The organism is Xanthomonas fragariae (assembly GCF_900183975.1).
GTDB lineage: Bacteria > Pseudomonadota > Gammaproteobacteria > Xanthomonadales > Xanthomonadaceae > Xanthomonas > Xanthomonas fragariae.
Window position 1 is genome coordinate 1,283,190 of record NZ_LT853882.1, and the last position, 22,334, is coordinate 1,305,523.

Sequence of the window (22,334 nt, forward strand, 5' to 3'; positions counted from 1 at the left end):
CACATGCTCAGCTGTCCTCGTCGAAACGACGCTCGAACAGATCCACCAACGCCTGCAAGGCGTCGGCTTCGTCTTCGCCATCCAGCCGCACCACTACACTGGTGCCTTGACCTGCGGCCAGCAGCATCACGCCCATAATGCTCTTGGCATTCACCTCGCGGCCCTTGGCCGCCAAAGTGGCGTTGCTGCGATAGGACGACAGCGTCTGCACCAGCTTGGCGGTTGCCCGTGCATGCAGTCCCAGTCTGTTGGAAACTATGAGTTCGCGTTCAAGCATCGTCGATGATCGCTCCGTTGCGGGTGCCTGCCGCCGCGGTGGCGGGCAGCTCCTGCAATCCTTGTTCGGGGTAGTTCATCACCCGCAACAGCATCGGCAGGCTCAGCGCGGACACCCGGCGAACCGGCGTGCCCAGCTTTGCCAACCGGTCGGCGAGATTGCTGGGGCTGGCGCCATACAGGTCGGTCATGACCAGTACGCCGTCACCGCTGTCGACCCGGCGCATCGCCGACGACGCCTGGGGCAGCAATGCGTCCAGGTCTGCATCGAACGGCACATCGAAGGCTTCGGTCTTCAGCGGCAAGTGCCGCAACAGCCCCGTCGTCACGCTCAACAACGCCGCGCCGATGCCGGGATGAGTAATGAGGAGAATGCCACAGGCCATGTCGAAACGTTAACAGGTCGGGATGACAGGGGGGAAGAAGCACCGGAACCGGGGAACCGGGAGAGCTGCATCGCATGCTTGTCGCACTAGCTGAGGTAGGCACCGCTTTGTACGCTTTGCGCTTTTCCCGGGTCCCGGGTCCTGGCTCTCCAAATCAATCCTGTTCGCGATGGAACGTCGCCACTTCGGGCCAGCCTTGCTCGCGCGCATGTCGCGCCATGCGTTCGGCCAGATACACCGAGCGATGCTTGCCGCCGGTGCAGCCGAAGGCGATGGTCACGTAGCTACGGGTGTCGTTGCGCAGCCGCGGCAGCCAAGTGTCCAGCAGATCCACGATCTGCGCGCTGTAGCGCACCACTTCCGGTTGTTTATCCAGATAGTCGCGCACGCCGGCATCGCGGCCGGTAAGCGGGCGCAGCTCCGGGTCCCAGTGCGGATTGGGCAGCACGCGCGCATCGAACACGAAGTCGGCCTCGGCCGGCACGCCGCGTTTGTAGGCAAACGATTCGAACAGCAGCGACAAGCGATCGTTGCTGCCGAGCGCGAATTCGGTGACCACACGGCGACGCAACTGATGCACGTTGAGCGCGCTGGTGTCGATGATGGCGTGGGCCTGCGACCGCAGCGGATCGGTCAACTGACGCTCGCGGGTGATCGCTTCGGGCAACGCCAGGCCGAGATGGCTCAGCGGATGACGGCGACGGGTGTCGGCGTAGCGTTTGATCAGCGCCTCGTCGCTGGCTTCGAAAAACAATAGCCGCGCTTCGATGCCGTATTCCTGCGCGGCCTGACGCCATTGCGCCAGCTGGGTCAGATCACTGCGGCTGCGCACATCGATGCCGACCGCCATGCGCTGGTCGCCGAGCGGGTTGCCACGCAGGCGGCTGCGCACGAAATCCGGCAGTAGTTCCACCGGCAGATTGTCCGAGCAGTAGTAGTCCAGATCTTCGAAGGTCTTCAACGCGACCGACTTGCCCGAGCCGGACAGCCCGCTCACGATCACCAGTGTAGGGGGCGCAATACTCATGGCATGCGTCGCTCGAGCAGGTTGCTGTGGCGGGCAATGAACATCGCGGCCGGGTCGATGCCCTTGGTGCGCAGGATGTGCAGCCGCGTGGCCGCTTCGGTCAGCACTGCCAGGTTGCGGCCGGGCATGACCGGCAGGGTGATCAGCGGCACATCCAGATCCAGTACATGGCGGCTGCCGGAATCGCCGGTCAGACGCTCGTAACCGGACGGCATGGGCTCGGTCATCGGGCGGGTCAGGTGCACGATCAGGCGCAGGTATTTGTTCTTCTTCACGGCGGTGTCGCCGAACATGTCGCGCACGTTCAACACGCCCAGGCCGCGTACCTCCAGTAAGTCCTGTAGTAACTCCGGGCAGGTGCCATCGAGCACATCGGGCGCAATCTGGGTGAACTCCGGCGCGTCATCAGCCACCAGGCGGTGGCCGCGGCTCAGTAGTTCCAGCGCCAGCTCGCTCTTACCGGAGCCGGCTTCGCCGGTAATCAGCACGCCGATCGAATAGATCTCCATGAACACGCCATGCAGCGTGACCCGGGGCGCCAGAGTGCGCGCCAAGTGGTAGGAGAGGTGGTTGAGCAGTTCGTGGCCGCGCTTGGGCGAGATCCACAACGGCGTATTGGATTCGTCCGCAGCCGCGCGCAGGTCTTCAGGGCACGACTGATTCTTGCTGATCGCCAGCGCCAGCGGCTGCACCTGGATGATCTTTTCGATGGTCTCCCAGCGCTGCCGCGCATCCAGAGAGTCCAGCCAGGCCAGCTCTTCGGTGCCCAGAATCTGCACCTTGTTGGGGTAGATCACATTGAGGTAGCCGGCCAGCGATGGGCGGCGCGCATTGTTGCTGCCGGCCTCGATTTCGCGGTGCTCGCCCTGCTGGCCGGCGACCCAGCGCAGTGCCAATTTGTCGCGCTGCTGATCGAATAATTCGCGTGCAGTAATGCTGGTATTCATGCCGCGCTGGCCTGTGGGGGCGGTGCGTCGGTGAGTAGCGCCATCAATGCATCTGCGTTGGGTGCGGCGCGCAACTGCTGACGAAATTCGGCATCGGAGAACCGCTCAGCCAGTTTCGACAGCAGCATCAGATGTTGATGGGTGTAATGCGCAGGCACCGCCATTGCAAAGACCAGATCCACCGGCTCATCGCTGCCAAACGCCACCGGCGTGTCCAGCCGTAGTAACGCGCCGCGTGGCTCGGTGAGGTTGGGGCAACGCCCATGCGGAATGGCGATGCCATGGCCGATGGCGGTACTGCCCAGGGCCTCACGCTCGCACAGACTGGCATAAAGTTCGTCGGCACCAGCCGGGCGACAGGACAGCAGATCGGCGGCGGTATGCAGAACGGTGTCGCGATCGGCGGCCGGCGACACCATGGTGCGCACGGCCGCCATCAGGTCGGTTAGAGGCATGATGGCATCAAGCGGGAAGCGTCATGCGAGATTGTCGCGCACCTCGCGGGCGTGGTGGTCACATTTCTTTTCTTTGTGCTTGAGCACCAGGCGGTCGAGCTTGTCGACCAACAGGTCGATGGCTGCATACATGGTGGAGCCGCTGGCATCTGCGTGCAGGGTGCGACCGGGAAGGTTGACGGTGGCGACCACGTGGTGGTCCGGCTTGCGGACGGCCAGCTGCGTTCGAACTTCACAGTGCTGATCGAAATGGCGCTGCAGTCGCTGCAGCTTGCTTGCTACGTAATCCCGCAGGGCGGGGGTCACTTCAAGCTGGTGGCCATACGTCTCGATACGCATCGGATACCTCCATTGGTCGGTGGGCCAATGAACCTTTCCAGTGATCCGACTCACCCGGCGCAGGCCGGCGTTGCGGTGGTTGCAACGTCAGGCGATGCGTACGCGTTCGTGGGATGCGGAAATGTTCATGGCCTCACGATACTTCGCAACGGTGCGCCGCGCCACTGGTACGCCAGAAGTTTTCAACAGATCGGCCAGCTTGGCGTCCGACAACGGTTTGCGCGGGTTTTCCGCATCAATCAGGCGCCGGATCATTGCCTGAATGGCGGTGCTGGAAGCCTCGCCGCCGCTGTCGGTATCGATGCCGGAGGCGAAGAACGAGCGCAACGGGATGGTACCGCGAGGAGTGCGCACGTATTTACGGGCGATCGCGCGGGAAATGGTCGACTCGTGTAGGCCGAGCTCGCCTGCGATCTCGCGCAGGGTGAGCGGGCGCAGCGCCTGTGCGCCGAATTCCAGAAATCCGGCCTGGTGCTGCAACAGGCAGCGCACCACCCGCAGCAAGGTCTCGCCACGCGCTTCCAGGCTCTTGAGCAGCCATCGCGCCTCCTGCAACTGGCCGCGCAGGTAACCAGCGTCGGATTCTCCGCAGATGCGGATCAGATTTTCGTAACCGCGATGGATGGTGACCTTGGGTTGCGCGCGGCCGGCCAGGGAGGCCCGCCAGACGCCACGCTGGCGCCAGATCACGCAGTCCGGCACCACATAGGTGTCCTGCGCCAGTTCGCCGATCTGCTTGCCTGGGCGTGGGTCCAGAGAGCGCACCAGCTGCACGGCTTGTTCGACGTCGGCGGTGGAGCGCTTGAGTTCGTGCGCCAGACCAGCCACGCCGCTGCGCGGCAGGCGCTCCAACGGGCCGGCGACGATCTGAAGCGCCAGCTCGCGCCCCGGGGGGACGGGATCTAGCATGGCCAACTGCAGCGCCAGGCATTCGCCCAAGGTGCGCGCACCGACGCCGACCGGGTCAAAGCGCTGGATCTGGTGCAATACGGTGAGCACTTCGGCTTCGTCCACCGCGCTGCCGAGTGCCAGTGTTTCTAGAATCGCCGACAGCGGTTCGCGCAGGTAGCCGTCTTCGTCCAGCGCATCGATCAACAACGCGCCGATCTGTCGGTCGCGCGGCGACAGCGGCGACAGATGCAGTTGCCACAACAGGTGGTCGGCGAGGGTTTCGGACTCGGCCACCCGCTCGGCGGCATCGCCGGATTCATCGTCGTCGAAACTGCCGCCGCGACCGGAGCCGGTCCACTGCAATTCGTCTTGCGACCAGTCGTCGTCGCGCTCGACAGGCGCAGCGTTGTCGCGTTGGGTGCCTTCGATAGAGGACGGCGATGCCATCTCGGCTGGTGAGTCGCTGGCCACATGCACGGCTTCGTCAGCCCACTCCAGCAGCGGATTGGTTTCCACTGCTTCGGCGATTTCTGCTTCCAGTTCGGTGGTGGACATCTGCAACAGCTTGATCGCCTGACGCAATTGCGGCGTCATGACCAGCTGCTGTCCTAGCGATGTCTGGAGCCGGGCTTTCATGCGGGCACTGACTGGAAAAATCGATGGCGCGGCGAAGCGCTCAAAGGCGGAAAGTTTCCCCCAGATACACGCGACGGACGTCGGGATTGGATAGCAACGCGTCTGGTGCCCCCTGAGCCAGCACGCCTCCCTCGGCGAGGATATACGCGCGGTCGCAGATTCCCAAGGTCTCGCGCACGTTGTGATCGGTGATCAACACACCGATACCGCGTTCCTTGAGGTGGATGACGATGCGCTGGATCTCGCCGACTGAAATCGGATCCACGCCAGCGAACGGTTCATCGAGCAGCATCATGCGCGGCCTGGCCGCCAACGCGCGCGCGATCTCACAACGGCGCCGCTCGCCGCCGGAGAGGCTGGCGCCGAGCTGATCGGCCACGTGGGTGATCTGCAGTTCCTCCAGTAGCGAGGTCAGTTCTTTCTCACGGCCGGTCCTGTCCAGCTCGTCGCGCAGTTCCAGCACCAGTCGAATGTTGTCGGCCACGGTGAGCTTGCGGAACACCGACGGCTCCTGCGGCAGATAACCCACGCCGAGTTTCGCGCGTGCATACATCGGCTCGGCGGTCAGGTCGCGGCCGTCCAGCTCGATACGGCCCGCATCGGCCTCGACCAGGCCGACGATCATGTAGAAGCAGGTCGTCTTGCCGGCACCGTTGGGGCCGAGCACGCCGACCACTTCGCCGGCTTCGAGGGTCAGGCTGAATTCCTTGACCACTTCGCGTTGCTTGTACTTCTTGCGCAGACCGGTAGCGACAAGCATTACTTCTTCCCCTGCGGCTTTGCGGCGGGCCTGGCTGCCGGTGCCGGTGCGGGCGTAGCCGCAGCGGGCGCGGCGTTCTTCGGCTGGATGATCGTACGCACGCGGCTGCCATCGCCGCCACTTTGCATATTGCCGGTCTTGGTGTTGTAGACCATGCGTTGGCCGGCGTTGGTGCCCTTGGGCGAATCGACCTTGTAATTGCCGGTCAGTACGATGATTTCGTCGGCTACCTGGTATTCGATGGTGTCAGCCTTGCCGTTCATCATGGCGCCGTCGTCCATCTGCTGCTTGAGCGTGGCCTGCTTGCCGTTGAGCACCACGCGGTCGGTCTGGCCGTTCTTCTGGAAGATGTCGGCGGTGTCGGCGTGGATCTCGAGCGTGCCCTGGGTGATCACCACATTGCCGCTGAAGCGGCACTTGCCGCTGTCGTCGAGCATGTTGCAATCGTTGGCATTTGAATCGATCGCCATCGGCTGGTTGCGATCGCTGGTCTTGGCCATTGCCATCGCGGGCAACAGCAGCGCGGCAAACACCAGTTTAGCGGGCAGCATTCGGTTCATAGCGGGTCTTGACCTGAGAAAGGAGCTTGTACTGGCGTGATTTGAGGTCGGCCTCGAAGCCGATGCCGCTTTGCATGATACCCGGCCGGCTCATGCTCACCGGGGCAGCGGTCTTGGCGATGTTTTGCTGCGGGAACACGTCCAGGCTTTGAGTACGAAACGTCGTCGGCGGGGTATTGCCGGTGGTCGGGCTGTCGCCGGACACATCGCCTTGCAGGCGCAGTTCGTCGCCCTTGGGGCTGATCCAGCCGGTTTTGGAGCGCAGCGTCCAGGGTTGATTGGCGTTGTCGGGCAGCAGAAACACCGGCGTGGTGATTTCCGAAGTCTGGTCGGCACGGTTGCGGTGCATTTCCGGCGCGCGCAGCGTCATCGACTCCTTGCCGCTCTGCTTGTCCAGCGCGATCAACTCAAAATCGCGCAGCACGTAATCGGCGCGCGAATCGTCGACCGCCGCTGCGACCGGGCGCGCGCGCTGTTGCCACGCCGACCAGCCGGAGATGACGGCGGCGGCAAACAGCACAACCCCCAGAGTGGTGCGCCAATTCCAGCTCATGCGGAAAACCTTGCGATGATGCTTTCGACCTGGCCCTGCGCGGCAAGCACCACATCGCAGACCTCGCGCGCGGCGCCTTCGCCACCACGGGCGCGGGTATGCCACTGCACGCGCTCGGCGATCCACGGGTGCGCGTTGGCGGGCGCAACCGGCAGGCCGACCGCCAGTAGGGCCGGCAGGTCGGGCAGATCGTCGCCCATGAACAATACCTGGTCCAGCGACAAGCCGTGCTCCTGGCACAAGGCCAGCACCGCGAGCCGCTTGTTCTTGACCCCGATCTGCACATGCAGACCCAGATCCTGGCCGCGTTTTTCTGCCGACAGGCTGGCGCGCGCGGTGATCAGTGCGACATGGATGCCGGCCTGGTCGAGCTGCTTGAGGCCTTGGCCGTCGAGCACATTGAAGGATTTGCTCTCGTTGCCGGCATGGTCGTAATACAGGCGGCCATCGGTCAGGGTGCCATCGACGTCGAAGCACGCCAGGCGAATGCGCGCAGCGCTGCCGATCAAGTCGGCGGGCAGGTGTTGCAGAGGGGAATAGGGCATCGGCACAAATCGGTAAGAACGGGGTTCCAGTGATGGAAGCTGAATCTGTTAGACCACCTTGGCGCGCAACAGGTCGTGAATGTTCAATGCGCCGACCGCGCGCTGCTGCGCATCGACCACGATCAGGCCATTGATCTTGTAATCCTCCATCAGCCGCGCAGCTTCGGCGGCCAGCTGGTCGGCGCCGATGGTCTTGGGGTTGCGCGTCATCACCTCGGCGATGCCGGCGCTGCGCACGTCGATATCGCTGTCCAGCGCGCGGCGCAGATCGCCGTCGGTGAACAGTCCGATCAGCCGCCCGTCGTTGTCGACCACCGCAGTCATGCCGAGGCGTTTGCGGCTCATTTCCATCAGCGCCTCGCTCAGGCTGGCGTTTTCGGGTACCTGTGGCAGGTCGTCGCCGCCGTGCATTACGTCGGTGATATGCAGCAGCAGGCGGCGGCCCAGGCTGCCGGCCGGATGCGAGCGCGCGAAGTCGTCGGCAGTGAAGCCGCGCGCGTCGAGTAACGCGACCGCCAGTGCATCGCCCATCGCCAGCGAGGCAGTGGTACTGGAGGTGGGCGCCAGATGCAGCGGGCAGGCTTCGGTGCAGACGCTGACATCAAGATGCACGTCGGCTGCCTGGGCCAGGGTGGAGCTCGGGCAGCCGGTCATGGCGATGATCGGGTTGCCCTGGCGCTTGAGCACCGGCAGCAGCATGCGCACTTCGTCCGATTCGCCGGAATAGGACAGTGCCAGCACGATGTCGGCCTCGGTAATCATGCCTAGGTCGCCGTGACCGGCTTCGCCTGGATGCACGAAGAACGCCGGGGTGCCGGTGGAAGCCAGGGTGGCGGCGATCTTGCGCGCGATATGTCCGGATTTGCCCATGCCGGTAGCCACCACGCGCCCGCGCGAGGCCAGTACCAGCCGGCACGCTGCAGCGAATTCGCTGCCGATCCGCGCACCTACGCTGGTCAGCGCCTCGCGCTCGATCTGCAGCACGTGCTGCCCGCTGGCGACCAGGCTGGCGTCGCTGACGGTGGCGGAGGGCAGGTGCGAGACGACCATGCAGGACTCGGGTGAAGAGTAGAATGTGCGCTCATTTTATGAGGAAACGCCCTTTGGACGCCGAAACCATCCGTAAACTCATCGAATCCGGCTTGCCCGAAGCCCGCGTCGACGTGCACGGCGACGACGGCGTGCACTTCGAGGCGACCGTGATCAGCCCCACATTTGCCGGCAAGGCCCCGTTGGCGCGCCACCGCATGGTCTACGCGACCCTGGGCGAATTGATGGGCGGAGCGATCCACGCGCTGCAGCTCAAGACGCTGACCCCCGACGAAGGCTGAGCGTCTGTCCGACCTGGCTTGACTGCGCTGCACAAGTGTCCAGGCCACCGATAGGCGACAGGCTTCTGGCAGTTTGCTTTATTTTCCCCCGACGTATTTTTTCGGATTCCCCAAGCTCCCATGGCAAAAATCATAGTGACCGGCGGCCAAGCGCTGCATGGCGAAGTCAATATTTCCGGCGCCAAAAACGCAGTGCTGCCGATCCTGTGCGCGACCCTGCTGGCGGATGCGCCGGTGGAAATCAGCAACGTGCCGCACCTGCACGACGTGATCACCAGCGTAAAGCTGCTCAGCGAGCTGGGCGCCGAAGTCACCATCGACGAAGGCACGCTGGCCAAGGGTCGCTCGATCCTGGTGGACCCGCGCTCGGTCACGCACCAGGTCGCGCCCTACGAACTGGTCAAGACCATGCGCGCCTCGATCCTGGTACTCGGCCCGCTGCTGGCGCGCTACGGCAGCGCCGAAGTGTCGTTGCCCGGCGGCTGCGCGATCGGTTCGCGCCCCGTGGATCAGCACATCAAGGGCCTGCAGGCGTTGGGTGCTGATATCAGCGTGGAAAACGGCTACATCAAGGCCACCAGCAATGGACGCCTGAAGGGTGCCCGCTACGTGTTCGACATGGTCAGCGTCACCGGTACCGAGAACGTGCTGATGGCGGCGGTACTGGCCGAAGGCACCACCGTGCTGGAAAACACGGCGATGGAGCCGGAAGTCACCGACCTGGCCGACTGCCTGATCGCACTCGGTGCGCAGATCGAAGGCGCGGGAACGCCGCGCATCGTGGTGCAGGGTGTCCAGCATCTGAGTGGTGGGCATCATGCGGTGCTGCCGGATCGCATCGAAACCGGCACCTTCCTCGCCGCTGCTGCGATGACCGGCGGCAGCGTCACCGTGCGTCGCGCGCGTCCGGATACTCTGGATGCGGTGCTGGACAAGCTCACCGAAGCCGGTGCGTCCATCACCACCACCGCCGATAGCATCACCCTGGACATGCACGGTAAGCGTCCGCGTGCGGTGAGTCTGACCACCGCGCCGTACCCAGCATTTCCGACCGACATGCAGGCGCAATTCATGGCGCTCAACTGCGTGGCCGATGGCGTGGGAGTGATCAACGAGACCATCTTCGAAAACCGCTTCATGCACGTCAACGAACTACTGCGCCTGGGTGCGGACATCCAGGTCGAAGGCCATACCGCGATTGTGCGTGGGGCCGAACGCCTCAGCGGCGCGCCGGTCATGGCGACCGATCTGCGCGCATCGGCGTCGCTGATTTTGGCCGGCCTGGTGGCCGACGGCGACACTACCATCGATCGCATCTACCACCTGGACCGTGGTTACGAAAACATCGAGGAGAAGCTGGGGGCGCTGGGCGCGACCATCCAGCGCACCGCATGATCCTGCGTGGCCGTTTCACCACCCGCCGCAAGATCCTGCTCGGCGTGATCGTGCTGATTCTGGCGTGGCTGGCTTATGCATGGTCGGTCGGCATGGCCATCGCCCAGGGCGTCGAGTTCAAGGACATGGACTGGAACGGCGACGGCACCGCCAGCCGCGACGAGATCGCGCAATCGTTCTACGCGGTGGCGGTCAAGAGGACGGTCGAAGGCAAGCGCCATTGCGATCTGTTCTATTGGCGCAGCAGTGGCGAGCAGATCCGCGTGGATTGCCGCACGGTGTTCACAACCGGCGACGATAAAGGCTACTCATAGACCTTGATTCTAAGCATTTCCACGCGTGTTACGGAGATTTCGCTGCGTGTAACACGGAACGAAAAAGCCCGGCATGCAGCCGTAATGCTGTTCACTTAAGCGGAGCAGCCTTTGGATCTACCGGATAGCGGGTCTTCGAGATCTTCACCGTCCTTGGCCGCGTAGGCCTCGGACGGTGATCGAGGAGCAGGCTCGCGATGCCTGAGCGAAGCTGGGATAGGCGTCTTCCTGTGGCGGAAGCCGGATTGGCTGCGGCCATCACGATGAGTTGCACTGCGATGTACTGGCAGACCGGTTTGAATCGGATGTCCGAAGGCGTTCTGCCAAACGCCACAGCTGCCTGGCTGGCTTCACGCCGAATGCTGTTAAGCCAGCAGCAACCCCCAGACTTGCTGGTACACCAAGTCGATCTTTTTGCTACGCAACGTTGTCGCGTTGTGCTGCATCGAGCTTTTGATGTCGCGCAAACCCAGTTCGATTTCCTATCGCTCCTGGTAAAGCGTTGCGACAGACTTGGCGCTGTAAGTGGTGGCAGGCAACAAGGTCAGTACCGCCTTTCTCTTCCCCTGATGCAGATAGCTCACTTCACGCACGTCCCAGTGCGTGGGAAGCGCTGGATTGGGTTTTCTGGCCTGTGGCGAGACACGCATGCGCAGTAATCGATCATCAGTGCCATAACGCACTGATTTGCTCAGCCACCAAGCCCTTGCGTGCTGGTGTCAGCCAGTGGCGTGGAGTGGCGAGCGACAGCAACAAATCAGCGCTCCAGAACCCTTTGTCGAACGCCGCTGCGCGCCAACAGATCTTCTGAGGCCAGCGATTGTGCGCAGATGTTCAAACGACGTGCGACCTCGTGCACCGGGACCTCGTGCACCGGTTCGTCACGGAACAACGCTATGCCCAGGACAAGCCACAACACCTGATCACTGGGAAGGCGCCGACGTCGGATACTGGCCTGAGAAGACAGTTCCAGCGCGCTGGCTACCCACTCCACCGGAATATTCTGCGTAAAGGTGCTCAGGTCACAGAAGTTGAACAGGTCGCCAAGGTCGAACAGCTGCTGGTGAAGGGACACAAAAAAATCCGATACCAGAGGTCTGGTATCGGATTTTCGGTGACTCAATTGCTTAAGTGAGCAGCATTACGGCATGCAGCCGGGTTTTTTCGTGATCGATTGTCAAAGTATCGCACCGAGCAATCGAGCAGGCATCGTATCTTGGTAGAAGCGTGCTGGCGCGCGATGCAGCTTTACCGGCAACGCCTCATCGCGCACCAATGCGCTGCTACGATGGCCTGCGTGCATAGCTCAGCGCAGCGCCTTAATGGTCAGATCCAGCGCGTCCTGGCCTTTTTCCTTCTGCAGCAAACGCGCCGGCACCGGCAGGTCCTTGACCACCCACGCGATCAATTCCTTGTCGCCGTCCACGCGCGACACCTTGGTCGCCTGTTCCTGCTTGCCGTTGACGGTGATGGTTTCCTTGCCGATCACCTTGTAGCTCATCGGCTTGATGTGGCCTTCGTCCACCATGCGGTAATTCAACGGCTTGCCGGCGACCAGATCGCGGGTGATTGCCAGGTTGATCAGCAGCGCGTCCATGTCGCCGGGCTGCAGCTTGACCGGGCCACGGCGGTCCGGTTTGATGTCGCCGCCCCAGGTGGCCTGGCTGGTCTTCCAATCGTAGTTGGCAGTGACGTTGCGGCGCTTGACCATCATCGACGAGGTGTCGTTGCTGCTGACCGGGCGCAGCCGACCGTTGCTCTCTTCGAACACGGTGCTCTGGGTCAGGTTAGCCAGCTGATTCTGGATGGTGAGCGTGTAGCGCCACTGATTGGAGCCGGCTGCGGCCAGGGTCATGGTGCCGTCAGCCTGCATGCCCATGTAGTTGGCCGAATAATCGGCCTGGAACGGCTGCATGGCGAAGGCCGGTAGGCTGGCCATGGTCAATGCGGCCGCAGCAATCAGCGAGTAGGTGTAGGAAATGGTCTTCATGGGTCAGGCTCCTTGGTATTGGACCAGGCGCAGATCGACCTGATCCTCACCTTTATCACGTTGCAGGATGCGCACTGGAGTGGGAACTCCGTTGGCGATCCAGAGAATGGTTTCGTTGTCGCCGCTGTTGACGCGATACACGCGCAACGCGTTGTAACTCAGGTCGCCGACCTGCACCAATTCGGTAGCATCGGCGGCGCGGTAATCGTATTGGCGCACCCGGCCGACATCGACGTAGCGATAGCTCAGGCTGCGTCCGGGCTGGGCGTCGCGCATCAGCGACAGATTCAGCGACAGCGCGCTCTGGTCACCGCGCTGCAGTGGAATCGGCTGTTGGCGCTCTTTCTTCAAGTCGCCGTCCCACTGCGCGGTGCCAGCTTGCCAGTTGTATGTGCCGGTGACCTTCTTGCCGAAGAACACCGCCTTGCGCACCGTGCTCTGGCTCAGCGGCACATATGTGTTGCCGTCGACACGCAATACCGTGCTCTGTTCCAGGTTCAGTCCGAGAATGCTGGCGAACCCTTTGCGCCCGCGCACCGACATGTCGATGCGCCACTGGTTGCCTTCGCCGTGGCTGACCTGCATGGTGGCATCGCCGGCCTCCTTGCCGCGGTAGAACGCCTGATAGGTCGCCACGAATGGCTCAAGCGGTGGTGGCGTCCAGGTGCTGGGCGGCAGGGCCGGCGTCGCTGGCGTTGCCGTTGGTACAGGCGCGGGTGCTGTCTCCTGAGCACGACCTGTGCCTGCCTGGCAGAGCAGGGCAGTGATCAACAACGTTGCGGCGATGGGGAGGACTTTCATGCGCTGAGAGCGAGCACGTGGGCCGCAAGGATGTCCTAGGCAGGATGAGGAGGGCGTATCCGCGCTCAGACGAGCGCGGTGTTTGCGGACTCTAGTCGCAGTGGCGTAAACAGGCACTGACCGTCGATGTGGACGCGGTCGCCTTGGACGACGACGCGGCCGCTGGCGAGCAGGTCCAGCGTGGCCAGCAACAGCGGATGCTCGCGGGCCAGCACGCGCGCGGCCAGCTGCTCGGCGCTGTCCTCGGGCAGCACCGGCACGCGGGCCTGCGCGATCACCATGCCCGCATCCAGTTCCGGTACCACCAGATGCACGCTAGCGCCATGTTCGACATCGCCGGCTTCCAGCGCGCGGGCGTGCGTGTGCAGGCCGCGGTATTTGGGCAGCAGTGATGGGTGGATATTGAGTATGCGCCCGGCGAAGCGCCGCACCAGCGGCTCGCCGAGGATGCGCATGTAGCCGGCGCAGATCACCCAATCCGGCTGCACTGCGGCAATCGCATCGCCCAGCGCGGCATCGAAGGCAGCGCGATCGGCGAAGTTGCGCGGGCTGGCGCTCCAGCGGCGTGCTTGGTCCACCTTCTGCAAGGCCGGCGCCCGCGGGCGATCGGAAAACACCCCGACCACCTCGGCCTGCAGCCGACCGCTGGCGATCGCATCGACAATGGCATGCAGATTGCTGCCGCGGCCCGAGGCCAGGACGGCCAGGCGCAAGTGGGAGTCAGCGGCGCGCATTGAACACAATCCTCACAACGGGATAGGCGGCCAGGCAGCCGAGAGAGTTAGCGCTGGCCGATGCCGGCAGTGCAAGTGGGGTAGCGTCCATGCAGATTCCTAGATCAACCGATGCGCACGCGCTCATCGCCCTGCGCCGGTACCACTTTGCCGATGCGCCAATGCGCCAACGACTGCGCATCCAGCGCCTGTTCCAGCGCGGCCGCCTGCTCGGGCGCGGCGATCAGCACGAAGCCGATGCCGCAATTGAAGGTGCGCCACATTTCGGCATCGGCTACCGCGCCTTCGCGTTGCAGCCAAGCAAACACCAGCGGCAGTGTCCAGGCTTTTGCGTTGATGTCCAGGCCCAGCCCGTCGGGGATCACGCGGATGATGTTTTCGGTCAGCCCGCCGCCGGTGATATGCGCCATGGCGTGAATCGTCTCGCCATGCGATTTGAGCAGTGCCAGGATCGGCTTGACGTACAGCTCGGTCGGTGCCATGAGCGCGTCGATCAGCTTGACGCCGTCCTCCAGCACCAATTCGGCCGGGGCGCCGGCACGCGCGTAGATCTTGCGGATCAGCGAATAGCCATTGGAATGCGGGCCGGACGACGCAATGCCGATCAGCACGTCGCCATCGCGCACCTGCGCGCCATCCAGTAGCTGCGATTTTTCGACCGCCCCGACGGTAAAGCCGGCCAAGTCGTACTCGCCGGGCGGATACATGTCGGGCATTTCGGCGGTTTCGCCACCGATCAGAGCGCAACCGGAGAGTTCGCAGCCGCGCGCGATGCCACCGACCACGGCCGTAGCGGTGTCCACGTCCAGCTTGCCGGTGGCGAAGTAGTCCAGAAAAAACAGCGGCTCGGCGCCCTGCACCAGCACATCGTTGACGCACATGCCCACCAGATCGATACCGATGGTGTCGTGCCGGCCCAATTGCTGGGCGAGCTTGAGCTTGGTGCCCACGCCGTCGGTGCCGGACACCAACACCGGCTCCTTGTACTTGCCCGACAGATCGAACAAGGCGCCAAAGCCGCCCAGGCCACCCATCACCTCAGGCCGGAAGCTGCGCTTGACCAGCGGCTTGATACGTTCGACCAACGCGTTGCCGGCATCGATGTCGACACCCGCGTCACGGTAGGTCATAGGCGAGGAGGTGGAAGGCGTTGGGCTGGTCACGGGCGGTGGAGCTCGGCAGTAAAGGCACCGATTTTAGCAGCCACGTTGGCGCTAGCGCCCCATTCGGGCAACAATTCACCCGGATACGCTCAAGTCATGGAACCGTCGATGCGCCGCAGTCTCGCTTTCTTTCTCGTCCTCATGGTCGTCGCGCCCATGTTGCCGGCCTTTGCGCAGGCCGATCTGCGCACCGAAGGCGATGTCGCCAAGGCGCAAAGTGCCTATGAGGCCGAAGTGCCGGTCAACAGCCAGAGCGAGTCCGATCGCCCCGGCGCCCTGGCGCGCGCACTGGGTGCGGTGCTGGGCAAGGTCTCCGGCGATCGCAGCGTGATGAGCCGTCCCGGCGTGTCGCAGGCGCTGCGCAATGCGCCCGACTACGTTGAAAACTCCTATTACCGCCAGGATCAGGGCACCTCGCGCACCGGCGCGCCGACCTTCGGCACCACGCTGGTGGTGCGCTTCCGTCAGTCGGATGTGGACGACCTGATCGCTGCATTGGGCCTGCCGGTGTGGCCGCTGCCGCGGCCCAAGCCGGTGCTGTGGTTGGCCATCGACGACGGCAGCGGCCCGCGCCTGGTGAGTGTGGGGCAGGCCAATGCCGCACGCAGTGTGCTGGACCGTGCCACCGAGCGCGGCTACCGGCTCGGCCTGCCGGGCGGTGCGGCCGCGGAGCAGGCGTTGGCCGGCGCGATCTGGCGCAAGGACACCGCTGCGGTATCGCGCGCATCGGCCAAATACAGCCCGCCGATGCAACTGATCGGCAAGCTCTACCGTAATGCGGCCGGCTGGACCGCCGATTGGGTGTTCGTCGACAACGGCAATGTGCTGTCCAGCTGGACCAGCAGCGACGGTGATGCACGTCGCGCGATCGCCGCCGGTGCCGACGGTGCCGCCGATGCGCTGGTCAAGCGCTATGCCAAACGAGTGGATTCGGGCGTGCCCGGTGTCTATCGCGCCGTGATCACCGGCATCAGCAGCGCCGACGACTATCTGCGTGTCGCGGCTGCGCTGCAGGGCGTGTCGGTGGTGCGCAGTATTCGCCCGGTGAGCGTCAATGGCGACCGCATGGAAGTGGATCTGGAGTTGCTCACGGGCATTTCCGGTCTCAACCGTATGCTTGGCAACAACAGTCCGTTGATTTCGCTTTCGGTACCGACCGAGGGTCCGATCATTCTTCAAAACGAGCACGCAGAGTACCGCCTGAGATGACTTTGACTCCCGAAGCCGAGATCGCCTTGTTCCTGCGTCGTCTTAAATGGACGGCGGTGATGGTGGGCGTACTGTGGGTGCTATGGATGCTGGCGCCGATCCTGACGCCCTTCGTGCTTGCCCTGCTGCTGGCGTGGCTGGGCGACCCGCTGGTAGACCGCATCGAGCGCGCCGGGCGCTCGCGTAACATCGCCGTGGTTTTGGTATTCGTGCTGGCGCTGCTGCTGTTCGTGCTGGCACTGATGATTCTGGTGCCGATGATCGAGCGCCAGATCATGACCTTGATCGACGCGCTGCCGCAGATGCGCAACTGGGCGATCAGTACCGCCATTCCATGGCTGGAGGCCAAGACCGGCGTCGAGCTGATGGGCTGGCTGGACCCGGAGCGGCTGATCAACTGGATCCGCAGCCACTGGGAACAGGCCGGCGGCGCCGCCAAGACCTTCTTCGGTTACGTGCAGCGTTCGGGCTTTGCGATGGTGACCTGGGTGATCAACCTGGCGCTACTGCCGATCCTGGCGTTCTACTTCCTGCGCGACTGGGACCGGCTGGTCGAGCGTGTAGCTGCAGTCATCCCGCGGGGCTGCATCGGCACCGTGAGCCGGCTGGCACAAGAGTCCAACGACGTGCTCGGCGGCTTCATCCGCGGCCAGTTCCTGGTGATGCTGGCCCTGGGTGCGATCTACGCGACTGGCCTTTCCATCATCGGCCTCAACCTGGGGCTGTTGATCGGCATTATTGCCGGCTTCATCAGCTTCATTCCGTATCTGGGGGCGACTACCGGCATCGTGCTCGCGCTGCTGGCCGCGATCGTGCAGGCGCAAGGGTTGGATCTGAAACTGCTGATCGGTGTGGGCGTGGTGTTTACGGTGGGGCAGTTGCTGGAAAGCTATGCCCTCACCCCACGCATCGTCGGCGATAAGATCGGCCTGCATCCGGTGGCAGTGATTTTTGCAGTAATGGCCGGGGGCCAGTTGTTCGGCTTCCTCGGCATGTTGCTGGCGTTGCCGGTGGCGGCGGTGGGCAACGTGCTGCTGCGTTATGCGCATGAGCAGTACACCCAAAGCGATCTTTATGCGGGCGAACGTGCCGGTATCGTGACTCAGTCCAATAACGAGCGCAGCGTGATCATCGAGCCCGGCAAGGACGCGGATCGGTTGTGACCGTTCCGCAGTTGCCGCTGGCGTTGCGCTCGCCCTCCGATCAGCGTTTGGATAGTTACATTGCTGCGCCCGAGGGCCTGCTTGCACAATTGCAGGCCTTGGCCACCGGGCAGGCGAGCGACTGGCTGTATCTGTCCGGCCCGGCCGGTACCGGGAAGACGCATCTGGCGTTGGCGTTGTGCGCAGCGGCCGAGCAGGCCGGACGTACGCCGGCGTATCTGCCGCTGTACGCCGCGGCAGGCCGATTGCGCGATGCACTCCAAGCGCTGGAAGGTCGCAGCCTGGTTGCACTGGATGGCGTGGAACGCATTGCCGGGCAGCGCGACGATGAAGTCGCCTTGTTCGACTTCCATAACCGCGCCCGCGCCGCCGACATTACCTTGTTGTACACCGCATGTCAGATGCCCGACGGGCTTGCCTTAGTGTTGCCGGACCTGCGCTCGCGGCTGTCGCAGTGCATCCGCATCAGCTTGCCGGTGCTGGACGATGCGGCGCGCGCCGCCGTATTGCGCGACCGCGCGCAGCGGCGTGGGTTGGCCTTGGACGAAGCGGCAATCGGCTGGCTGCTGACCCACAGCGAGCGCGAACTGGCCGCACTGGTGACCTTGTTGGATCGATTGGATCGCGAATCGCTTGCCGCAAAACGTCGCATCACCGTGCCGTTCTTGCGGCGCGTGCTCGAGGGTCGTGGGTCTTAAAGTGGCTAACGAAACGTAGCGAGCATTCGGCAGGCGGATGCAGACTGCGCTGAGAAACCGCAGAGTACCGGTGGTACATGCCGATTCCGAGCACCGGCCGTGCTCGCCTGACGGTGGGCGCAATAGTTTTGTTAGCCACTTTTAGGGTTGCGCATCTTGCAGCGCAATGGCTTGATGCGGTTCGGCGGCTGGATCTGCTCTGCGCGAGCGCTGCGAACATGCCGACTGGTGCTTCATGAGGTGAGCTCGAAAATTTGACAGTCGATCTGGCGCGGCGAGAGGCAATATCGACGGTGGAATCGGGCCGCGCTCGATACACGCTCGGCGTCAGCGGCGTGTGCCAAGCAAATGCATGTCCAGCTCCGCCAGCCGCTGCGGTGTGCCTACATCAGTCCAGCGGCCAGCATGGTGGATGCCCTCGATCAGGCCCACCACCATTTGCGCGCGCAAGATCGGTGCCAGCGGAAACCGTGGCGGCGTGCTGTTCTGCTCTGGCAGTGGGCCAATCGCCGAGTGCCAGTCGCGTAGCAACCCGGGCCGATAGATGCCGATGCCAGCGTAGGTGTGCGTGGCAGGCAGATCGGCGCGGACGGTGCCGTCGGCGTCCAGCGCAAAGTCTGCGCGCGCTGCGTATGCAGGGCGATCGACCAGCACCAGTTGCGCCAAACCTGCCGGTGCGCTGGACAGATGCGCGAAATCGAAGTCGGTCCAGATATCGCCATTGACCAACAGGAACGGCGCATCGCCCAGCAGCGGCAACGCATGCAACATACCGCCACCGGTTTCCAGTGGTGCGGCGCCTTCGTAGGAATAGGTCAGGCGCAGGCCGAACGTACTGCCGTCTCCCAGCACCTGCGCAAACTGCTCCGCCAGCCACGAGGTGTTGATCACCACCTCGTCCACGCCCAATGCCGCCATTTTGCGCAGATGCCAGACGATCAGCGGCGTGCCGCCGACCGGCAACAACGGCTTGGGCGTATGTTCGGTCAACGGACGCATGCGCTCGCCAAACCCGGCCGCGAAGATCAGCGCCTTCATACGCCCGCCTGTGCCTGGCATGCGGTCAAGGCAGGTTTGACCAGGTCATCCAGTAGATCTGCCAGCGGTGCCAGCTCGGTGTAGCGCGGCAACACTTCATCCAGATAAGCTATAAAGCGCGGCACGTTATCAAGATACCAATGCTTGCCATCGCGATGGCTTAGCCGCGAGAAGATGCCGAGATTTTTGAGATGCCGCTGCACGCCCATCCAGTCCGCATCGCGCAGGAATTGTGCCAGCGGCGGTACCGGCAATCCGGCCGCTGCGGCACGTGCGTGATAGCGCTTCAGCCAACCATCCACACGTGCGATCGGCCAGCTCACCGAGGTGTCCTTGAACAAGCTGATCGGGTCGTAGGCGATCGGGCCGATCGCGCAATCCTGAAAATCCAGCACCGCTGGCCCGTCGCTCACTGGCATCAGATTGCGCGGCATGAAATCGCGATGGGTGAACACGCGCGGCTGCGCCAACGCGTTGTCCATCAAACGGCGCTGTACCACGTGCAGTTGCTCGGCATCCTCGCATTCCAGCTGCAGGCCAAGGTGGCGACCAAGAAACCATTCTTCAAACAGACTTGCATCGCGTTGCAGCAGCGCCTTGCCAAACACGCTGCTGTCGGCAGGTGGTGGAATGCGCTGCAGCAGCAGCAATTGACCGATCGCGCCATCCAGCAGTTCGTCGGCATTGGCATCGGTCAGCACCTGGGCCAACGTCGGCACGCCGAGGTCTTCCAGCAGCAGAAATCCTGTTTCAAGATCTTGTGCAAGCACCTGCGGCACACGTACGCCGTGCTCGCCCAACAATGCATGCATGCGCAACCACGGCACGACGTTTTCCAGCTCCGGCGGGGCATCCATCAAGATGCGATCCGCGCCGTGCTCTTGAGTACGCCAATAGCTGCGAAACCCGGCGTCGACGGAAGCGCGTTGCAGCGTGGCCTGGGGATCATTGAGGGAGTCCCGCGCCCACTGCAGGCGAAGCGCGTCGCGCGCGGTCTCTGGAAGCAATGACGTCATGAGTCGATGGTGCGTCGTGAAGTGATGGCGAAAGAGGCCAGGAGCGCAGCGTAGGGCTCAGCGCTTGCTACCGCTGAACACCCGCAGCAGCGCGAGGATGGCGATTGCACCCAGTAGTGCACCCAGGAAACCGGCGGGTTCGCCTGCGTGGTACCAACCCATGTAGCGGCCGAACCAACTGGCGACCACCGCGCCGGCGATGCCGAGAACACTGGTCAGCAGACAGTCCAGGCGCTGCGTGCCAGGGGTGATGAAGCGGGCCAGCAGCCCGACCACAAAACCGACCAGAATGATGTACAACCAGCTGTCGCTACCGAAGAGATGGGTCATCGCAAGGCACTGAGGCAAGTGGGATTGGCAGACTAGCATTCGCGGCCGCTGTAACCGTGTGTGCAGCGAGGGTTGCAACGATGGCGTTTGGGATTCAGCCACCTTGCACCGCAGTTGATGGCAATAAAACGCGGGCCGCCCGGCACGCACCAGGCGGCCCGTCGGCATCGATGCGCTTCAGCAGCAACCATGCCCGCCATGTCGCGTACCGCTGTCGGCAGCCACCGGCGAGCCGCTGGTTTCGCCGCGCAGGCAGGCTGCGTGATGTTCGGGGATCACCTTGGACACGCACGCAGTCACGCGCTTGCCCATCGGGATGTGTAGAAACTCGTTCGGGCCGTGCGCATTGGAATGCGGGCCGAGCACGCCGGTGATCATGAACTGCGCGCCGGGGAATTTCTCGCCGAGCATGCCTATGAACGGGATCGAGCCACCTTCGCCCATATACATCGCCGGCTTGTCGAAGAAGGCCTGGCTGGCGTCGTCGATGGCTTTTTCCAGCCATGGCGTCATTGCCGGCGCATTCCAACCGGAGGAGGCCTTCTCCAGGTCCAGCGTCACCTGCGCACCGTTCGGTGGGTCGCGCAGAAGCGCTTCTTTGAGCAGCTCGCCACAGGCTTTGCCATCGGCGCTGGGCGGCAGACGCAGCGATAGCTTCACCGCGGTCTGCGGACGCAGTACATTGCCGGCCGAAGCCAACGGCGGCATGCAGTCCACACCTGTGATCGACAATGCCGGGCGCCAGGTGCGATTCAACACCAGCTCGGTGAGGTCTTCGTGCATCGGGACCAGGCCCTCGACCATCGGGAACTTGTCGAAGATGGCGGTATCCAGCGTCGCCGCCGCCGCCTTGGCTTGCGTCAGCCGCTCGGCCGGCACCTTCACGTGCAGCCCCTCCAGCAGGATGCGCCCGCTGGCCTCGTCCTCGATCCGCGACAGCAACTGGCGCAGCAGCCGGAAGCTGGACGGCACCACGCCCGAGGCATCGCCGGAATGCACACCTTCTTCTAGCACCTTCACGCTTAAATTGCCGCCGGTCAGACCGCGCAGCGAGGTCGTGCACCACAGTTGTTCGTAGTTGCCGCAGCCCGAATCCAGACATACTACCAGCGACGGCTTGCCGATACGCGCGGCCAAGTGGTCCACATAGGCGGGCAGGTCGTCGCTGCCGGATTCCTCGCAGGCTTCGATCAACACCACGCAACGCGCATGCGGCAGGCCCTGGGTGCGCAGCGCCAGCACTGCCGTCAGCGAGCCGAAGATCGCGTAGCCGTCGTCTGCGCCACCGCGCCCATACAACTTGTCGTCGCGCAGCACCGGCTCCCAGGGGCCTAGATCGGCGTCCCAGCCGGTCATCTCCGGCTGCTTGTCCAGGTGGCCGTAGAGCAATACGGTGTCGTCGCCCGATTCCGGGCCGGTGGCCGGGATCTCGATAAAGATCAGCGGCGTGCGGCCGTCCAGGCGCACCACGTCGACCTGCATGCCGTCGATGGCCTGCGCGCGCGCCCAGGTCTCCATCAACACGACCGCCTGTTCCATGTAGCCGTGTGCCACCCAATCGGCGTCGAACATCGGCGACTTGTTGGGAATGCGGATGTAATCGACCAATTTCGGGACGATCTCGCGGTCCCAGGTGTCGCTGATGAATTGCTCGATTTTGGCGCTGTCCATGAAGACTCCGAAGGCGTCACGTAATCAAACATTTTACGCCCGCATTAGGGGGTAGGTATTTCCCTACAAGTTAGCGCGCAGTTCACTTGCTGTGTAAAAAGTTCGT

Annotated in this window: 26 protein-coding genes, 1 other RNA gene and 1 pseudogene; 6 read left to right on the plus strand and 22 right to left on the minus strand. The window is 63.5% G+C overall.

The window, feature by feature from the left end:
- Positions 1-7 precede the first annotated feature (7 nt).
- The 12 genes from PD885_RS05840 to PD885_RS05895 form a co-directional block, all read right to left on the minus strand.
- Positions 8-277 (minus strand): HPr family phosphocarrier protein, encoded by a 270-nt coding sequence (locus PD885_RS05840; protein ID WP_002802142.1) that lies wholly within the window; start codon positions 275-277, stop codon positions 8-10.
- Complete coding sequence (locus PD885_RS05845; RefSeq protein WP_002802139.1) at positions 270-662, minus strand: PTS sugar transporter subunit IIA; 393 nt, start codon at positions 660-662, stop codon at positions 270-272. Before PD885_RS05845 ends, PD885_RS05840 begins: the two co-directional genes overlap by 8 nt.
- A 154-nt stretch (positions 663-816) precedes the next feature.
- Positions 817-1,689, minus strand: a complete 873-nt coding sequence (rapZ, locus tag PD885_RS05850) for an RNase adapter RapZ (RefSeq protein ID WP_002802136.1) — start codon at positions 1,687-1,689, stop codon at positions 817-819.
- Positions 1,686-2,636, minus strand: coding sequence for an HPr(Ser) kinase/phosphatase (hprK, locus tag PD885_RS05855; protein ID WP_002802133.1), 951 nt, complete (start codon positions 2,634-2,636; stop codon positions 1,686-1,688). The genes rapZ and hprK overlap by 4 nt, the downstream gene beginning before the upstream one ends.
- Entirely contained in the window at positions 2,633-3,091 is a 459-nt protein-coding gene (locus PD885_RS05860) for a PTS sugar transporter subunit IIA (protein WP_002802132.1), read from the minus strand. Before PD885_RS05860 ends, hprK begins: the two co-directional genes overlap by 4 nt.
- A 21-nt stretch (positions 3,092-3,112) precedes the next feature.
- Positions 3,113-3,430, minus strand: coding sequence for a ribosome hibernation-promoting factor, HPF/YfiA family (gene hpf, locus PD885_RS05865; protein ID WP_002802131.1), 318 nt, complete (start codon positions 3,428-3,430; stop codon positions 3,113-3,115).
- An 87-nt stretch (positions 3,431-3,517) separates the two neighbouring features.
- Complete coding sequence (locus PD885_RS05870; protein ID WP_002802130.1) at positions 3,518-4,957, minus strand: RNA polymerase factor sigma-54; 1,440 nt, start codon at positions 4,955-4,957, stop codon at positions 3,518-3,520.
- Between the two features lie 40 nt (positions 4,958-4,997).
- Complete coding sequence (lptB, locus tag PD885_RS05875) at positions 4,998-5,717, minus strand: LPS export ABC transporter ATP-binding protein (protein WP_002802129.1); 720 nt, start codon at positions 5,715-5,717, stop codon at positions 4,998-5,000.
- The gene (lptA, locus tag PD885_RS05880) at positions 5,717-6,277 is read right to left on the minus strand and encodes a lipopolysaccharide transport periplasmic protein LptA (protein ID WP_087946387.1); all 561 of its coding nucleotides are present in this window, start codon (positions 6,275-6,277) and stop codon (positions 5,717-5,719) included. The genes lptB and lptA overlap by 1 nt, the downstream gene beginning before the upstream one ends.
- Positions 6,255-6,830, minus strand: coding sequence for an LPS export ABC transporter periplasmic protein LptC (gene lptC, locus PD885_RS05885; protein ID WP_002802127.1), 576 nt, complete (start codon positions 6,828-6,830; stop codon positions 6,255-6,257). The genes lptA and lptC overlap by 23 nt, the downstream gene beginning before the upstream one ends.
- Positions 6,827-7,375 carry a KdsC family phosphatase gene (locus PD885_RS05890; RefSeq protein WP_002802126.1) on the minus strand — a complete coding sequence of 183 codons (549 nt, stop codon included), beginning with the start codon at positions 7,373-7,375 and terminating at the stop codon, positions 6,827-6,829. The genes lptC and PD885_RS05890 overlap by 4 nt, the downstream gene beginning before the upstream one ends.
- Before the next feature lie 48 nt (positions 7,376-7,423).
- Positions 7,424-8,425 carry a KpsF/GutQ family sugar-phosphate isomerase gene (locus tag PD885_RS05895; RefSeq protein ID WP_002802124.1) on the minus strand — a complete coding sequence of 334 codons (1,002 nt, stop codon included), beginning with the start codon at positions 8,423-8,425 and terminating at the stop codon, positions 7,424-7,426.
- A gap of 53 nt (positions 8,426-8,478) precedes the next feature.
- Here PD885_RS05895 and PD885_RS05900 point away from each other — a divergent pair, with 53 nt between their 5' ends.
- From PD885_RS05900 to PD885_RS05910, 3 genes are all read left to right on the plus strand, one after another.
- Positions 8,479-8,706, plus strand: a complete 228-nt coding sequence (locus PD885_RS05900; protein ID WP_002802122.1) for a BolA family protein — start codon at positions 8,479-8,481, stop codon at positions 8,704-8,706.
- A 120-nt stretch (positions 8,707-8,826) separates the two neighbouring features.
- Positions 8,827-10,101, plus strand: coding sequence for a UDP-N-acetylglucosamine 1-carboxyvinyltransferase (murA, locus tag PD885_RS05905; protein ID WP_002802121.1), 1,275 nt, complete (start codon positions 8,827-8,829; stop codon positions 10,099-10,101).
- The gene (locus tag PD885_RS05910) at positions 10,098-10,415 is read left to right on the plus strand and encodes a hypothetical protein (RefSeq protein WP_002802120.1); all 318 of its coding nucleotides are present in this window, start codon (positions 10,098-10,100) and stop codon (positions 10,413-10,415) included. Before murA ends, PD885_RS05910 begins: the two co-directional genes overlap by 4 nt.
- A gap of 91 nt (positions 10,416-10,506) precedes the next feature.
- On the opposite strand, the pseudogene PD885_RS05915 reads toward PD885_RS05910, so the two are convergent.
- The 5 genes and pseudogenes from PD885_RS05915 to purM all read right to left on the minus strand — a co-directional run bounded on the left by PD885_RS05915 (position 10,507) and on the right by purM (position 15,070).
- Positions 10,507-11,490 (minus strand): annotated as a pseudogene (locus PD885_RS05915) (transposase domain-containing protein).
- 231 nt (positions 11,491-11,721) lie between these two features.
- Positions 11,722-12,405, minus strand: coding sequence for a DUF3108 domain-containing protein (locus tag PD885_RS05920; RefSeq protein ID WP_002802118.1), 684 nt, complete (start codon positions 12,403-12,405; stop codon positions 11,722-11,724).
- A gap of 3 nt (positions 12,406-12,408) precedes the next feature.
- On the minus strand, positions 12,409-13,206 hold the full coding sequence (locus PD885_RS05925; RefSeq protein WP_040761911.1) for a DUF3108 domain-containing protein: 798 nt from the start codon (positions 13,204-13,206) through the stop codon (positions 12,409-12,411).
- A 65-nt stretch (positions 13,207-13,271) separates the two neighbouring features.
- Positions 13,272-13,940, minus strand: coding sequence for a phosphoribosylglycinamide formyltransferase (purN, locus tag PD885_RS05930; protein ID WP_088056696.1), 669 nt, complete (start codon positions 13,938-13,940; stop codon positions 13,272-13,274).
- 104 nt (positions 13,941-14,044) lie between these two features.
- Positions 14,045-15,070 carry a phosphoribosylformylglycinamidine cyclo-ligase gene (purM, locus tag PD885_RS05935; protein ID WP_082244169.1) on the minus strand — a complete coding sequence of 342 codons (1,026 nt, stop codon included), beginning with the start codon at positions 15,068-15,070 and terminating at the stop codon, positions 14,045-14,047.
- A 129-nt stretch (positions 15,071-15,199) separates the two neighbouring features.
- Here purM and PD885_RS05940 point away from each other — a divergent pair, with 129 nt between their 5' ends.
- Genes PD885_RS05940 through hda form a run of 3 tightly spaced genes read left to right on the plus strand, consistent with a single transcriptional unit; the run spans position 15,200 to position 18,173 of the window.
- Positions 15,200-16,312, plus strand: a complete 1,113-nt coding sequence (locus PD885_RS05940; protein WP_040761910.1) for a DUF2066 domain-containing protein — start codon at positions 15,200-15,202, stop codon at positions 16,310-16,312.
- The gene (locus PD885_RS05945) at positions 16,309-17,475 is read left to right on the plus strand and encodes an AI-2E family transporter (protein ID WP_002802109.1); all 1,167 of its coding nucleotides are present in this window, start codon (positions 16,309-16,311) and stop codon (positions 17,473-17,475) included. Before PD885_RS05940 ends, PD885_RS05945 begins: the two co-directional genes overlap by 4 nt.
- Positions 17,472-18,173 carry a DnaA regulatory inactivator Hda gene (hda, locus tag PD885_RS05950; protein ID WP_002802107.1) on the plus strand — a complete coding sequence of 234 codons (702 nt, stop codon included), beginning with the start codon at positions 17,472-17,474 and terminating at the stop codon, positions 18,171-18,173. Before PD885_RS05945 ends, hda begins: the two co-directional genes overlap by 4 nt.
- Positions 18,174-18,176: 3 nt before the next feature.
- On the opposite strand, the gene PD885_RS05955 is transcribed toward hda, so the two are convergent.
- The 5 genes from PD885_RS05955 to PD885_RS05975 all read right to left on the minus strand — a co-directional run bounded on the left by PD885_RS05955 (position 18,177) and on the right by PD885_RS05975 (position 22,228).
- Positions 18,177-18,252, minus strand: a non-coding RNA gene (locus PD885_RS05955) — sX9 sRNA.
- Between the two features lie 248 nt (positions 18,253-18,500).
- Complete coding sequence (murU, locus tag PD885_RS05960) at positions 18,501-19,211, minus strand: N-acetylmuramate alpha-1-phosphate uridylyltransferase MurU (protein ID WP_088056701.1); 711 nt, start codon at positions 19,209-19,211, stop codon at positions 18,501-18,503.
- Positions 19,208-20,227, minus strand: a complete 1,020-nt coding sequence (locus tag PD885_RS05965; protein WP_088056703.1) for an aminoglycoside phosphotransferase family protein — start codon at positions 20,225-20,227, stop codon at positions 19,208-19,210. The genes murU and PD885_RS05965 overlap by 4 nt, the downstream gene beginning before the upstream one ends.
- Positions 20,228-20,284: 57 nt before the next feature.
- A complete protein-coding gene (locus tag PD885_RS05970) occupies positions 20,285-20,557 on the minus strand; it encodes a GlsB/YeaQ/YmgE family stress response membrane protein (protein WP_088056704.1) in 273 nt (90 codons plus the stop codon).
- A gap of 177 nt (positions 20,558-20,734) precedes the next feature.
- Complete coding sequence (locus PD885_RS05975; protein WP_088056706.1) at positions 20,735-22,228, minus strand: M20 family metallopeptidase; 1,494 nt, start codon at positions 22,226-22,228, stop codon at positions 20,735-20,737.
- Positions 22,229-22,334 lie beyond the last annotated feature (106 nt).

Bases quoted from the DNA above. Each gene is read 5' to 3' on its own strand.
- PD885_RS05840 (WP_002802142.1), bottom strand. From the start codon at position 277: ATGCTTGAACGCGAACTCATAGTTTCCAACAGACTGGGACTGCATGCA.
- PD885_RS05845 (WP_002802139.1), bottom strand. From the start codon at position 662: ATGGCCTGTGGCATTCTCCTCATTACTCATCCCGGCATCGGCGCGGCG.
- rapZ (WP_002802136.1), bottom strand. From the start codon at position 1,689: ATGAGTATTGCGCCCCCTACACTGGTGATCGTGAGCGGGCTGTCCGGC.
- hprK (WP_002802133.1), bottom strand. From the start codon at position 2,636: ATGAATACCAGCATTACTGCACGCGAATTATTCGATCAGCAGCGCGAC.
- PD885_RS05860 (WP_002802132.1), bottom strand. From the start codon at position 3,091: ATGCCTCTAACCGACCTGATGGCGGCCGTGCGCACCATGGTGTCGCCG.
- hpf (WP_002802131.1), bottom strand. From the start codon at position 3,430: ATGCGTATCGAGACGTATGGCCACCAGCTTGAAGTGACCCCCGCCCTG.
- PD885_RS05870 (WP_002802130.1), bottom strand. From the start codon at position 4,957: ATGAAAGCCCGGCTCCAGACATCGCTAGGACAGCAGCTGGTCATGACG.
- lptB (WP_002802129.1), bottom strand. From the start codon at position 5,717: ATGCTTGTCGCTACCGGTCTGCGCAAGAAGTACAAGCAACGCGAAGTG.
- lptA (WP_087946387.1), bottom strand. From the start codon at position 6,277: ATGAACCGAATGCTGCCCGCTAAACTGGTGTTTGCCGCGCTGCTGTTG.
- lptC (WP_002802127.1), bottom strand. From the start codon at position 6,830: ATGAGCTGGAATTGGCGCACCACTCTGGGGGTTGTGCTGTTTGCCGCC.
- PD885_RS05890 (WP_002802126.1), bottom strand. From the start codon at position 7,375: ATGCCCTATTCCCCTCTGCAACACCTGCCCGCCGACTTGATCGGCAGC.
- PD885_RS05895 (WP_002802124.1), bottom strand. From the start codon at position 8,425: ATGGTCGTCTCGCACCTGCCCTCCGCCACCGTCAGCGACGCCAGCCTG.
- murA (WP_002802121.1), top strand. From the start codon at position 8,827: ATGGCAAAAATCATAGTGACCGGCGGCCAAGCGCTGCATGGCGAAGTC.
- PD885_RS05910 (WP_002802120.1), top strand. From the start codon at position 10,098: ATGATCCTGCGTGGCCGTTTCACCACCCGCCGCAAGATCCTGCTCGGC.
- PD885_RS05920 (WP_002802118.1), bottom strand. From the start codon at position 12,405: ATGAAGACCATTTCCTACACCTACTCGCTGATTGCTGCGGCCGCATTG.
- PD885_RS05925 (WP_040761911.1), bottom strand. From the start codon at position 13,206: ATGAAAGTCCTCCCCATCGCCGCAACGTTGTTGATCACTGCCCTGCTC.
- purN (WP_088056696.1), bottom strand. From the start codon at position 13,940: ATGCGCGCCGCTGACTCCCACTTGCGCCTGGCCGTCCTGGCCTCGGGC.
- purM (WP_082244169.1), bottom strand. From the start codon at position 15,070: ATGACCTACCGTGACGCGGGTGTCGACATCGATGCCGGCAACGCGTTG.
- PD885_RS05940 (WP_040761910.1), top strand. From the start codon at position 15,200: ATGGAACCGTCGATGCGCCGCAGTCTCGCTTTCTTTCTCGTCCTCATG.
- PD885_RS05945 (WP_002802109.1), top strand. From the start codon at position 16,309: ATGACTTTGACTCCCGAAGCCGAGATCGCCTTGTTCCTGCGTCGTCTT.
- murU (WP_088056701.1), bottom strand. From the start codon at position 19,211: ATGAAGGCGCTGATCTTCGCGGCCGGGTTTGGCGAGCGCATGCGTCCG.
- PD885_RS05965 (WP_088056703.1), bottom strand. From the start codon at position 20,227: ATGACGTCATTGCTTCCAGAGACCGCGCGCGACGCGCTTCGCCTGCAG.
- PD885_RS05970 (WP_088056704.1), bottom strand. From the start codon at position 20,557: ATGACCCATCTCTTCGGTAGCGACAGCTGGTTGTACATCATTCTGGTC.
- PD885_RS05975 (WP_088056706.1), bottom strand. From the start codon at position 22,228: ATGGACAGCGCCAAAATCGAGCAATTCATCAGCGACACCTGGGACCGC.